This is a genomic window from Subtercola boreus (genome assembly GCF_006716115.1).
Taxonomy (GTDB): domain Bacteria; phylum Actinomycetota; class Actinomycetes; order Actinomycetales; family Microbacteriaceae; genus Subtercola; species Subtercola boreus.
On the sequence record NZ_VFOO01000001.1, the window covers coordinates 3007524 to 3019887 of the forward strand.

The 12364-nt window shown below is 69.6% G+C and carries 10 protein-coding genes; all 10 read left to right on the top strand.

Going from position 1 to position 12364, the window contains the following annotated elements; all coding sequences use genetic code 11:
• The first annotated feature begins 60 nt into the window (after positions 1-60).
• The 10 genes from FB464_RS14060 to FB464_RS14110 all read left to right on the top strand — a co-directional run bounded on the left by FB464_RS14060 (position 61) and on the right by FB464_RS14110 (position 12280).
• On the top strand, positions 61-1593 hold the full coding sequence (locus tag FB464_RS14060) for a sugar ABC transporter ATP-binding protein (protein WP_116413297.1): 1533 nt from the start codon (positions 61-63) through the stop codon (positions 1591-1593).
• Positions 1590-2621 (top strand): ABC transporter permease, encoded by a 1032-nt coding sequence (locus tag FB464_RS14065; RefSeq protein ID WP_116413296.1) that lies wholly within the window; start codon positions 1590-1592, stop codon positions 2619-2621. The genes FB464_RS14060 and FB464_RS14065 overlap by 4 nt, the downstream gene beginning before the upstream one ends.
• Positions 2618-3715 (top strand): ABC transporter permease, encoded by a 1098-nt coding sequence (locus FB464_RS14070; RefSeq protein ID WP_116413295.1) that lies wholly within the window; start codon positions 2618-2620, stop codon positions 3713-3715. Before FB464_RS14065 ends, FB464_RS14070 begins: the two co-directional genes overlap by 4 nt.
• Positions 3715-4488 carry a class II aldolase/adducin family protein gene (locus FB464_RS14075; RefSeq protein ID WP_116413294.1) on the top strand — a complete coding sequence of 258 codons (774 nt, stop codon included), beginning with the start codon at positions 3715-3717 and terminating at the stop codon, positions 4486-4488. The genes FB464_RS14070 and FB464_RS14075 overlap by 1 nt, the downstream gene beginning before the upstream one ends.
• Complete coding sequence (locus FB464_RS14080) at positions 4488-5213, top strand: HAD family hydrolase (protein ID WP_116413293.1); 726 nt, start codon at positions 4488-4490, stop codon at positions 5211-5213. Before FB464_RS14075 ends, FB464_RS14080 begins: the two co-directional genes overlap by 1 nt.
• 208 nt (positions 5214-5421) lie before the next feature.
• Positions 5422-6834: a xylulokinase gene (locus tag FB464_RS14090; RefSeq protein ID WP_170151825.1), complete on the top strand. Its 1413-nt coding sequence runs from the start codon at positions 5422-5424 to the stop codon at positions 6832-6834.
• An 11-nt stretch (positions 6835-6845) separates the two neighbouring features.
• Positions 6846-7352, top strand: coding sequence for an L-rhamnose mutarotase (locus FB464_RS14095; RefSeq protein ID WP_211327266.1), 507 nt, complete (start codon positions 6846-6848; stop codon positions 7350-7352).
• A gap of 56 nt (positions 7353-7408) precedes the next feature.
• Positions 7409-8575, top strand: coding sequence for an L-rhamnose isomerase (gene rhaI, locus FB464_RS14100; RefSeq protein ID WP_116413291.1), 1167 nt, complete (start codon positions 7409-7411; stop codon positions 8573-8575).
• Between the two features lie 154 nt (positions 8576-8729).
• Positions 8730-10766 (top strand): bifunctional aldolase/short-chain dehydrogenase, encoded by a 2037-nt coding sequence (locus FB464_RS14105; protein ID WP_116413290.1) that lies wholly within the window; start codon positions 8730-8732, stop codon positions 10764-10766.
• Entirely contained in the window at positions 10763-12280 is a 1518-nt protein-coding gene (locus FB464_RS14110) for a rhamnulokinase (protein WP_116413289.1), read from the top strand. The genes FB464_RS14105 and FB464_RS14110 overlap by 4 nt, the downstream gene beginning before the upstream one ends.
• Positions 12281-12364: the final 84 nt, after the last annotated feature.

Consider the following 12364-nt stretch of genomic DNA (forward strand, 5'->3'; position numbering starts at 1 on the left):
CGCACCCCACCCCCACTTCTTCTTCTCCCCCGACCATTCCCCCCTAAGGAACAGCTGCCCATGAGCGCAGATACTCCGGTCGCGACAGCGACCTACCGTCTCGAGCTGCAGGACATCGCCAAGAGCTACGGTGGCGTGCGCGCCATCCGGCACGCCGACTTCGCCCTGAAGCCGGGCACGGTGCACGCCCTGGTGGGTGAGAACGGTGCCGGCAAGTCGACGTTGATCAAGATCATCGCGGGCGCCGAGATCCCCGACGCCGGCACGATCGCGTTCGACGGCAGCGCCAAGACGATCTCCTCCACCTCCGACTCGATCGCCCTCGGCGTGCAGACGGTCTACCAGGAGCCGCAGCTGTTTCCCGAACTCAGTGTCGCCGAGAACGTCTTCGTCGGCCGCGAGCTGAAGAAGGGCGGCCGGGTCGACTGGAAGGCCGAGGCCGACCAGATCCAGGGCCTCCTCGACACCGTCGGGCTGCCGGCCCGCATCGCCACCGTGCCCGTCGGCACCCTGTCGATCGCCGAGCAGCAGCAGGTCTCCATCGCGAAGGCCCTGGCCGGGAAGGCCTCGGTGCTCATCCTCGACGAGCCGTCGGCCATCCTGACGGACTCCGAGATCGAGGTGCTCTTCACGGTCATCCGTCGTCTCACCGCCACCGGCGTCTCCGTCATCTACATCTCGCACCGGCTCGACGAGCTGTTCGTCATCGCCGACGAGGTCACGGTCATGCGTGACGGTGAGACCATCACCACGCGGCCGATCGGCGACCTCTCCGTTCGCGAGATCGCCGAGCTCATGGTCGGAGGCGTTCTGGCCGAGGCGCGGCCGAAAGGATCGGGTACCTCGGGCGAAACCGTTCTCGAACTGGCGAACCTGTCGCGCACGGGCAAGTTCGAGAACGTCAGTCTCACGGTGCGCTCCGGCGAGATCGTCGGGCTCTACGGACTCGTCGGCTCGGGTGCCGGCGACATCGCCGGCGTCATCTACGGGATGGACAAGGCCACCTCGGGCACCATGCGGCTCTCCGGCAGCGAGGTCGTCGTCAAGCGGCCCTCGCAGGCGAAGAAGATCGGGATCCGGCTGCTCCCCGCGAACCGTTCCGCGCAGGGCTCCTTCAGCTTCCAGAGCATCTCGCTGAACATCGTGATCGGCGAGCTCGGCAAGCTCAGCCGCGTACCCGGCTGGGTGAGCGGCCGCGTGCAGCGCGACATCGCCCGCGACTTCATCAGACGCCTCGCCGTGAAGACCCCGTCGGAGAAGCAGCCGATCAGCGCTATGTCCGGCGGCAACGCCCAGAAGGTGGTGCTCGCCCGACAGCTCGTGCAGACGCCGAAGCTCCTCGTGCTCGCCGAGCCGACCCAGGGCGTCGACGTCGGGGCGAAAGAGGAGATCCACCGCATCATCTCGAACCTCGCAGACGACGGATCCGCCGTGCTCGTGGTGACCAGCGACCTCGGTGAGGTGCTGCGCATCTCCGACCGCATCCTGGTCATCAGGGCCGGGGAAGTCGCCGCCGAATTCACCCCCCAAGCCACGCAGGTCGAGATCCTCGCCGCGGCGGCCGGAGACCAGACAACGGAAGAACACTCATGACCCTCGACGAGCGCACGAAGCCTGCGCCCCAGTCCGGCCGGCCCGCAGCCGCCGCCACCGCGAAGCGCATCCTGCCCCTGCCGGTCACCGGCCAGGAGTTCGTGCTCATCGGCGTGCTGATCGTGCTGTGGATCCTGCTCGGCATCTTCACGCCGGCGTTCCTGACGCCCAACTCGATCCAGCCGCTGCTGGTGTCGGTCGCCCCGATCGCCCTGATCGGCATCGGCATGACGTTCATCATCATCACGGCCGGCATCGACGTCTCTGTCGGCGGAGCGATCATGCTCTGCGCGGTGATCGTCGCGAAGACCCTGGTGAGCGCCGACATCCCCCTGATCGGTGCGGTCGCGCTGGCGGTCGCCGTCGGGCTCGTGCTCGGTCTGGTCAACGGTTTCCTCATCGCCTACGGCCGCGTCGCCGCGATCATCATCACGTTCGGTACCGCGAACATCTTCCAGTTCCTCGCGCTCCGCGTCTTCGGCTCGTCGACGGTCAACGGGATCCCGTCGACCCTCGAGGTGTTCGGCCGCGGCGAGGCCGGTCGCACGCTCGGCGTACCGAACAGCTTCGCGATCATGATCATCATCGCTGCGGTCGCGTGGTGGTACCTCCGGCACGCGTCGGGTGGGCGTCACCTGTTCGCAATCGGCGGGAACGCGAACGCCGCTCGCCTCGTGGGTATCAAGGTGCAGCCGCGGGTGCTCATCGCCTACGCTCTCACCGGCGCCCTCGTCGGACTCGGTGCGTGCTTCATCCTCGCGTCGGGAACCGCGACGCTCGACCAGTCGGTCGGATCCGGTAAGGAGCTGCAGGTCATCGCCGCGGTCGTGATCGGCGGAACGTCCATCCTCGGTGGTCGCGGGTCGGTCATCGGAACGGTGCTCGGCGCGATCCTGGTTCAGACCGTGACCTCGGGTGTCACCCAGCTCGGGTGGCCCAGCCAGCTCGCGAACCTGTTCGTGGGAATCTTCATCATCATTGCTGTCGGCACTGACCTGCTGCGTGAGCGCGCAAGGAGAAAAGCATGACACTCGTCAACGAGACCACGCACATCCAGGTCCCGAAGAACCCGAAGAAGCGCGGTGGCCGATCCGTTCTCTCCCGCGGCGTCGAAGCCCTGCTGACGAACCGTGTCGTGCTGCTCGCCGTGCTCATCGTCGTGGTGCTCGTCGTCATGACGATCCTCGACTCGGCCGGCCAGCTGAGCGGTGCGTACAACGCCGACTACCTCGCCTCCTCGCTGATCAGCGCCGTTCCGCTGGCAATGCTCGGCATGGCGCAGCTGCTCGTGATCCTGTCGGGCAAGGGCGGAATCGATCTCTCCGTCGGCTCGATCGTGTCGCTAACGGGCATCCTGTTCGGTTTCGCGTACGGCCCGGGCGGCTGGGACTTCGTTCCCGCGCTGATCCTCGCCGTCGTCGCCGGTGGCGTGTTCGGTGCCGTCAACGGCGTCCTGATCGCGTACATCGGCTTCCCGCCCCTGATCGCGACGCTCGCGACGTACTACGCCTACCGTTCGCTCGCCCTCGTGATCTCGAACCAGAAGCCCGTCTCGTCCGAGTCGATCCAGAACTTCTACTCGGCCGCCCAGTCGGTCGAGATCCCGGTCATCGGTGCGACGATCCCGCTGATCCCGCTCGGCATCTTCACGTTCCTGATCCCCACGATCATCGTCGTCTGGATCGTGCTCAACAAGACGACCTTCGGCCGTCGCCTCTACGCGATCGGCACGAACGACGTCGCCGCACAGTGGTCGGGCATCAACGTACGACCGAACCGGATGGCCGTCTACGCCATCTCGGGGGTGATCTCCGGTCTCGTGTCGGTCGTCACGGTCGCGCAGTTCGCCTCGGCCCGGCCCGACGCCGGAACCTCGGGCAACGGCATGGCGCTCCCCGCGATCACGATCGCGGTCCTCGGCGGTGTCGCCATCACCGGTGGAATCGGCCGGGTCAGCGGAATCGTGCTCGCCACGCTGCTCATCGTCTGGCTGAACGCGGGCATCCTGCTCGCCCTGCCCGGCAACGACGGATCGCAGTTCCAGCTTCTGGCCCTCGGCCTCGTGCTGGTCTTCGCCTCGCTGCTCAACGGACTCACCAAACGCAAATACGGAGGAATCTAATGGCCACGAACTGGCTGCCCGAACTCGTCAGCGACGAGCTGGTCGCCCTGACCCGCTCGCTCGGCGAGCCGGCCAAAGACCTGGTCATCCTGGCGGAGGGCAACGTCTCCCAGCGCCTCGCCGACGGTCGCATCGCGATCAAGACGTCAGGTTCCTACATGGCGCGCTCCGACGCCTCGCAGTTCGTGGTCGTGGATGTCGAACCCCTCGTCGAGCTGATGATGGCTGAAGACACCACCCAGGCCGAACTGACCGCGATGCTCGATGCCGGCGAGCACGACGGCATCCGTCGGCGCGGATCGATCGAGACGCTGGTACATGCCGCTGTACAGTCGATCCAGCCCACCGCGTTCGTGGCGCACACCCACCCGACGGCGATCGTCTCGCTGCTGGCCAGCGTGCACGCGGCGACGGCGTTCGACGAGTGGGTCTACTCCGATGAGGCCGTCGTGATCGGCAAACCCCTGTTCGTGCCCTACGCCGAGCCGGGCATCCAGCTCGGCCGGCTGTACCTGACCAAGCTCCGCGAGTACTTCGAAGCGAACGGCGAACTGCCGTCGCTCGTGCTGCTCGGCAACCACGGCATGGTCGCGATCGGCGGCAGCGCGGAGGCCGCGGAGGCCATCACGCTGATGGCGGTCAAGGGTGCGCGCGTGCGCCTCGAGGCGCTGTCGGTCGGCGGCGTGCGGGGACTCGGCGGCGACACGGTCTCGCACTACTTCGAACGCGAAGACATGGCTGAGCGCCGGAAGGCGCTGGCCGGCACCAACTGATGGCTGCAGCTCCTTCCATCCAGGCGGTCTTCTGCGACGTCGGCGGGCCGATCTACGACGACGAGAACTTCGTCGCCGCGGTGCTGCGGGCGGCCGACGAGCTGCGCGCAGCCGACGGCCTCGGGCCTGTCGACCGCCCCCGGTTCCGGTCGATCTACGACGGGGTGCGGGCCGAGCAGGGCGGAGTGTCGCTCCGGGCGTCCATCGCGCGGGAGTTCCTCGGCTCTGAGTCGCGCAAGCGCGAGCTGCACGATCTGACGCGCGACTACTGGGCGCACCCCGCCGGCACGCTCTACGCCGACGTGATGCCGTTCTTCTCCGCCCTCGCGGGCCGGGTGAAGATCGGGATTCTGGCGAACCAGGAGGAGTCGGTCATCCGCTCGCTCGAACGGGACGGCCTCGCGCCGTACATCGACGTGTGGGGAGTGTCGGCGGTGGTGGGCTTCGAGAAACCGTCGCCCGAGCTGTTCACGTGGGCGCTCCGGGCGGCCGGGGTGGCTGCGTCCGAGGCCGTGCACATCGGCAACCGGCTCGACACCGACGTGCGCCCTGCCGCCGCCCTCGGCCTGTCGACGGTGTGGGTGCTGCGCGGCGAGGCGCCCACCTCGCCCACCGCCGCCCAGCTCGCCGAGCCGGACATTGCGGTGTGGACGCTCGACGGCCTCGCCGATCGCATCTTCACGGAACTCCCCGCCGCGCGCACTGCTTCGGCGGTGGCCTCGTGAGCGCGCCCGCGCGCGCCACCGCCCCCGCGCGCCCCACCCCCGCGCGCCCTGCCGCCGCCGCGCGCCCTGCCGCCCCCGCGCGCCCCGCCACCACCGGCGAAGGGACGCAAACTGCTCCAAAGCTCGCGTCCCAGAGCGTTTTGGGTCCCTTCGCGCACGTGTCGCGCCGGGCACGCCGGGCACGCCGTGCGTGCGGGGCGGTGACCTCGTGAGCGTCGTGCTCGGCGTCGACCTCGCCACCGGCGACGCACGGGTGCTGGCGGTCGACGCGGAGACAGGCGCGCACCTCGCCGAGCGGTCGACCGCGCTGCCGACGGTGAGCACCGCAGGCACCCGTGAGCAGCCCGCGGTCTACGCCGAGGCCGTCTTCGCGATGATCGCCGCGATCACCGACGCTCTCGGATCGCGCGCCTCCGACATCGCTGCGCTGTCGATCACGGGCACCTCGGGCACCGTCGTGCCGGCCGACCTCCTCGGGCGTCCGGTCGGCAACGCGCTGCTCTACAACGATCCGCGCGGCTCCGAGGAGCTTTCCGCCCTCGCCGCGGCGGGTCTCGGCGTGCGTCCCTCGGGTGCGCTGGCCCGCGCGGCGTGGATGCACGCCCACACCCCCGCGCCCCTCTACCTGTTCACGCCCGACGTGGTCGCGGCCGCCCTCGCCGGCACGGTGCTCGCCAGCGACACGTCGCACGCGCTGAAGAGCGGCATCGACGCGGTCACCGCCACGTGGGACGCTACGGCGCTCGACGTGCTCGGCCTCCCTGCGTCCACGCTGCCCGCGCTTGTCGCGCCTGCCCGCGCCATCGGTGTCGTCTCGGCCTCGGTCGCCCCGTCTCTCGGCCTGCCGCAGGGCGTGCTCATCGTCTCCGGCATGACCGACGGCAGCACCGCGCAACTCGCCACCGGAGCGGTACGCCCCGGCGACACCGTGGGAGTGCTCGGCACGACGCTGGTGCTCAAGGCGGCGTCGCGCACGATGCTGACGGATGGGGCATCCGGGATCTACTCGCACGTCGCGCCCGACGGAACCTTCTGGGCCGGCGGAGCGTCGAACACCGGCGCGGGCGTGCTGCGGCACGGAGTGACGGCGGGGCTCGACGTTCGCGAGGCCGACCGGGCTGCGGTGGCACTCGGGGCGTCGCCGGTGGTCGCGTATCCGCTCGCCGGGCGCGGGGAGCGGTTTCCGGTGGTGGATGCCGCGTTCGACGGCTTCGCGGTGGATCTGTCGGGCGTTCCGCACGTGGGCACCGACCCTGTCGTACGGTTCCGTTCCGTGCTCGAGGGCGTGGCATTTGTGGAGCGGCTCGGGATCGAGCGGCTGCAGGCGCTTGCGGGGCCGGGCACCGGGCACCACCACCTCGGCGGCGGTGCTTCGGGCAGCGTGGTGTGGAACACCATCCGCGCGTCGGCCCTCGGGCGGCCCGTCGTCGTGCCGGGTAACCGGTCGAGCGCGTTCGGCGCGGCCATGCTGGCCGCCGCCGGGCTCCCGGGCGAGACATTCCAGGGTGTCATCGACCGGCTCGCCTCCCCCGGGCGCTTCGTCGAACCCGACCCGCAGCTCGTCGCTGCGCTCGAAGACCGGTACGCCGTCTTCACGGAGATGCTGGCGGTGAGGGTCTGATGGCGGGTCTGATGGCGAGTCTGCAGCGTGTCTGTTTCCAGTTGCAGGTCGACCCGGCGAAGCTCGACGAGTACCGGCGCCGGCACGCTGACGTCTGGCCCGAGTTCCTGGTCGAGCTGCGGCGCACCGGGTGGCAGAACTACTCACTGTTCCTCCGCGACGACGGGCTGCTGATCGGGTACTTCGAGACGCCCGACCTCGCTCTGGCCCAGGCGGGCATGGCGGCGACCGCCGTGAACGAACGGTGGCAGGCAGAGATGGCGGAGTTCTTCGAGGGGCTGGAAGGCACTCCCGACCAGGGTTTCCTGCAGCTGACCGAGATCTTCAACCTCGACGACCAGCTCGGTCGTGCCGACGCCGCGACCGGCTCCGCGACCGGCACCGCCACCACCTCCGCGACCGGCACCGCAACCACCTCCGCCGCCTCCGAGACCGCCTCCGCGACCGGCTCCGCCACCGCCTCGCCCCACCCCACCGACATCCACCCGACCACCCCACCCGCCACCACCGCGGGCTGATACCCTGATTGAATCGTTTCAAAACACGTTCCACCCGCAGATTACGGAGAATTCCAATGGTGCAGTTCAGCGACATCGCCGCCGACCTCGAGGCTCAGGCCATCGAGCTCCCCTCCTGGGCGTTCGGCAACTCAGGTACCCGCTTCAAGGTGTTCGGAACACCCGGAACCCCGCGCACGCCCGAAGAGAAGATCGCCGACGCGGCACAGGTGAACAAGCACACCGGGCTGTCGCCGAAGGTCGCGATCCACATCCCCTGGGACAAGGTCGACGACTTCGGTGCGCTCGGCCGCTATGCGAACGACCTCGGGGTCTCGCTCGGTACCGTCAACTCGAACACCTTCCAGGACGACGACTACAAGTTCGGCAGCCTGACGCACATCGACCCGGTCATCCGCCAGAAGGCCATCGACCACCACTACGAGTGCATCGACATCATGAGCGAGATCGGCTCCAAGGACCTCAAGGTCTGGCTCGCCGACGGCACCAACTACCCGGGCCAGGGCGACCTGCGCGGCCGGCAGGATCGGCTCGCGACATCCCTCGCCGCCATCTACGACCGCATCGGCGAAGGCCAGCGCCTCGTGCTGGAGTACAAGTTCTTCGAGCCGGCGTTCTACCACACCGATGTTCCCGACTGGGGAACCTCCTACACGCAGGTGGCCGCGCTCGGCGACCGCGCGATGGTCTGCCTCGACACCGGACACCACGCGCCCGGCACGAACATCGAGTTCATTGTGATGCAGCTCCTCCGCCTCGGCAAGCTCGGTTCGTTCGACTTCAACTCGCGCTTCTACGCCGACGACGACCTGATCGTGGGGGCTGCGGACCCGTTCCAGCTGTTCCGGATCCTCGTGGAGGTCGTGCGGGGCGGCGGCTACGGCCCCTCCTCGCCGGTCGCGTTCATGCTCGACCAGTGCCACAACGTGGAGGACAAGATCCCCGGGCAGATCCGCTCGGTGCTGAATGTGCAGGAGATGACGGCCCGTGCGCTGCTCGTTGACCGACCCGCCCTCGAGGCCGCTCAGGCCGCGGGTGACGTTCTCGGCGCGAACGGCATCCTGATGGATGCGTTCTACACCGACGTGCGCCCCTCCCTCGCCGCGTGGCGCGAGTCGCGCGGCCTGCCCGCCGACCCCATGGCGGCCTACGCCGCCTCCGGCTACCAGGCCACCATCGCCGCGGCCCGCGCCGGCGGCACCCAGGCCGGCTGGGGAGCCTGAGCGGCCGCCACCTCTGCCCGCCCCCTACCTCGAGTGGGCAGTTTGGGCCCCAAAAGTCCCACCTTGGGGCCCAAACTGCCCACTCGAGCATCAGGTAGCCACGCACCCGCACCCGCACGCACCCGCACCGCACCGCCGAACCAGGAAGAGCACCATGACGAATCCCGCAGCCGCCGAGCTGATCGGCCGGTCGAACCGGCTCGGCTCCGACCCGAAGAACACGAACTACGCGGGCGGCAACACGTCGGCGAAGGGCCTCGAACGCGACCCCGTGACCGGTGAGGATGTCGAACTGCTTTGGGTCAAGGGCTCCGGCGGCGACCTCGGCACCCTGAAGGAGCAGGGCCTCGCGGTGCTGCGCCTCGACCGGCTCCGCGCCCTGAAAGGCGTCTACCGCGGAATCGAACACGAAGACGAGATGGTCGCAGCCTTCGACCACACGTTGTTCGGCAAGGGCGGGGCGACACCGTCCATCGACACCGCGATGCACGGGCTGGTGGATGCCGCCCACGTCGATCACCTGCACCCCGATTCCGGCATCTCCATCGCAACAGCGGCCGACGGCGAAGCCCTCACCGCGACGATCTTCGGCGGTCGCGTGGCCTGGGTCGACTGGCGGCGTCCGGGCTTCCAGCTGGGCCTCGACATCGCCGCGATCAAGGAGTCGACCCCCGACGCGATCGGCGTGATCCTCGGCGGACACGGCATCACCGCCTGGGGCGACACGAGCGACGAGGCCGAGGCGAACTCGCTCTGGATCATCGACACCGCCGCCGCGTACATCGCCGAACACGGCACGGCGGAACCCTTCGGGCCCGCCCTCGACGGGTACGCCGCGCTGCCGGAGGCCGAACGGCGGGCCAAAGCGGCAGCGCTCGCCCCGAGCATCCGGGGCCTCGCCTCGACCGACCGCGTCCAGGTCGGTTCCTTCACCGATGCGGAGGTCGTGCTCGACTTCCTCGCGAGCTCCGAACACCCCCGGCTCGGGGCTCTCGGCACCAGCTGCCCCGACCATTTCCTCCGCACCAAGGTGAAGCCGCTCATCCTCGACCTGCCGGCGACGGCCACCGTCGAGGAGTCGATCGCGCGACTGAAGGAGCTGCACGAGGCTTACCGCGCGGACTATGCGGCCTACTATGACAGGCACGCAACCGCAGACTCCCCCGCGATGCGCGGCGCAGACCCGGCGATCGTGCTGATCCCGGGCGTCGGCATGTTCTCGTACGGCGCCACCGCTCAGACCGCCCGTGTTGCCGGCGAGTTCTACATCAACGCGATCAACGTGATGCGCGGCGCCGAGGCGCTGTCGACGTACGCGCCGATCGAGGAGTCCGAGAAGTTCCGCATCGAGTACTGGGCCCTCGAGGAAGCCAAGCTGCAGCGCCTCCCCAAGCCCGCCTCGCATGCCACCCGCATCGCGCTGGTGACCGGTGCGGCATCCGGAATCGGCAAAGCCATCGCAACCCGTCTCGCCGCCGAGGGTGCGTGCGTCGTCATCGCCGACCTCGACCTGGAGAAGGCGGTTGCGGCCGCCGCCGAGCTGGGGTCGACGGATGTGGCCATCGGCGTGCAGGCGAACGTGACGTCGGCTGTCGAGATCCAGGCAGCGGTGGATGCCGCACTGCTCGCCTTCGGAGGCCTCGACCTCATCGTGAACAACGCCGGCCTCTCGCTCTCGAAGTCGCTGCTCGACACCACCGACGCCGACTGGGACCTGCAGCACAACGTCATGGCGAAGGGCTCGTTCATGGTCTCGCGCGCCGCGGCCCGCGTGCTCATCGACCAGGGACTCGGCGGGGACATCGTCTACATCTCGTCGAAGAACTCGGTGTTCGCCGGACCCAACAACATCGCCTATTCGGCGACGAAAGCCGACCAGGCGCACCAGGTGCGGTTGCTCGCGGCGGAGCTCGGCGAATTCGGGGTGCGCGTGAACGGCATCAACCCCGACGGCGTGGTGCGCGGCTCGGGCATCTTCGCGGGCGGCTGGGGCGCCAAGCGCGCGGCCGTCTACGGGGTGCCCGAGGAGGATCTCGGCGCGTACTACGCCCAGCGCACGCTGCTGAAGCGCGAGGTTTTGCCCGAGAACGTGGCGAACGCGGTCGCGGTGCTGACCGGCGACGACCTGTCGCACACAACGGGACTGCACATCCCGGTGGACGCTGGCGTGGCCGCGGCGTTCCTGCGATGAGCGCGGCGGCGGGTGGCGCGTCTTGCGCCAGCGCGGGCGGCACGGCTGCGGAGAACGGCGCGTCCGGTGCGGCGGGTGCGGCTGCCGGCGCGGGCGGCGTCGTCGCCGCGATCGATCTCGGCGCCACGAGCGGACGCGTCATGCTCGGCTACGTCGGCCCCAACGGTATCCGCCTCGAGCCGGTCGCACGCTTCCCGAACGTCCCCGTGCGCACCATCGACGGCCTGCACTGGAACATCCTCGAGCTCTACCGCAACGTCATCGCCGGCCTTGCCGAGGCCGTGCGGCGGGAGCCCGGTCTGGCCAGTATCGCCGTCGATTCGTGGGCCGTCGACTACGCCCTGCTCCGCGGTGACCGGATGCTCGGCAACCCGTTCCACTACCGCGACGAGCGCACCGCGCGAGGCGTCGAGGCCGTCCACGCCGCCGTACCCTTCGCGGAGCTGTACCGCACGAGCGGCCTGCAGTTCCTCACGATCAACACCGTCTACCAGCTCGGCGCCGAGCCCCGCGACATCCTCGACCACGCGGATGCCCTGCTGCTCATCCCCGACCTCATCGACTTCTGGTTGACAGGCGTACGCCGCGCCGAACGTACGAACGCGTCGACGACGGGGCTGCTCAATGTGCACACGCGCGAATGGGATGACGCTCTCATCGCCTCGCTCGGGCTCCCTCGCGCGCTCTTCCCCGCGCTGATCGAACCCGGCGAGACCGTCGGACAGCTGCTGCCCGCCGTCGCCGAGGAGATCGGCGCCGCCCACCTCGCCACGCCCCTGCCGGTGACCGCGATCGGGTCGCACGACACCGCCTCCGCCGTGATGGCGGTGCCCGCGGTGGGCGACGACTTCGCGTACATCTCCAGCGGAACCTGGTCCCTCGTGGGGGTCGAGCTCGAGCATCCGGTGGTCAGCGACGAGAGCCGCGCCGCCAACTTCACGAACGAGGGCGGGGTGGATGGCCGGGTCAGGTTCCTGCAGAACGTCTCCGGGCTCTGGCTGCTCTCCGAATCGGTGCGCACCTGGGAACGGTCGGGCGAGGTCATCGACCTGCCCGCACTGCTGGCGGAGGCCGCGGCCGTGGCCGAGCCGGTCGCCGTGTTCGAGGTGGGCGATGCCGGCTTCGTCGCGCCGGGCGACATGCCGTCGCGCATTGCCAAATGGTGCGCCGACCACGGTCAGCCGGTGCCGCAGTCGCGCGCCGAGTTCGTGCGGAGCATCCTCGAAAGCCTCGCCGAAGCGTATGCCGTCTCGCTCGCTGCAGCACAACACCTGTCGGGAAAAGTCGTGAGCACGATCCACATCGTCGGTGGCGGGTCGCAGAACGCGCTCCTCTGCCAGCTGACGGCGGACCGCACCGGCCTCCCCGTGCTCGCGGGGCCGGTCGAGGCGACCGCGATCGGCAACGTGCTGGTGCAGGCGCGGGCCGCGGGCCTCGTAACGGGTGACCTCGCGGCGCTGCGGGCGCTCGTGGCGGAATCGTTCCCGCCGGTGCGGTACAGGCCCGCGGGCTGAGCCGCGCCCCCGCGCGCGACGGCGCCCGCGCCCGCGCGCCACCTGCACCCCGCGAGTCTGGCTCGCGCTCCCGCGCATCCGCCC

Excerpts from the sequence above, each read along its gene's own strand:
- FB464_RS14105 (WP_116413290.1), top strand. The coding sequence starts at position 8,730 with ATGACGAATCCCGCAGCCGCCGAGCTGATCGGCCGGTCGAACCGGCTC.
- FB464_RS14095 (WP_211327266.1), top strand. The coding sequence starts at position 6,846 with ATGGCGAGTCTGCAGCGTGTCTGTTTCCAGTTGCAGGTCGACCCGGCG.
- FB464_RS14060 (WP_116413297.1), top strand. The coding sequence starts at position 61 with ATGAGCGCAGATACTCCGGTCGCGACAGCGACCTACCGTCTCGAGCTG.
- FB464_RS14080 (WP_116413293.1), top strand. The coding sequence starts at position 4,488 with ATGGCTGCAGCTCCTTCCATCCAGGCGGTCTTCTGCGACGTCGGCGGG.
- FB464_RS14110 (WP_116413289.1), top strand. The coding sequence starts at position 10,763 with ATGAGCGCGGCGGCGGGTGGCGCGTCTTGCGCCAGCGCGGGCGGCACG.
- FB464_RS14065 (WP_116413296.1), top strand. The coding sequence starts at position 1,590 with ATGACCCTCGACGAGCGCACGAAGCCTGCGCCCCAGTCCGGCCGGCCC.
- rhaI (WP_116413291.1), top strand. The coding sequence starts at position 7,409 with ATGGTGCAGTTCAGCGACATCGCCGCCGACCTCGAGGCTCAGGCCATC.
- FB464_RS14075 (WP_116413294.1), top strand. The coding sequence starts at position 3,715 with ATGGCCACGAACTGGCTGCCCGAACTCGTCAGCGACGAGCTGGTCGCC.
- FB464_RS14070 (WP_116413295.1), top strand. The coding sequence starts at position 2,618 with ATGACACTCGTCAACGAGACCACGCACATCCAGGTCCCGAAGAACCCG.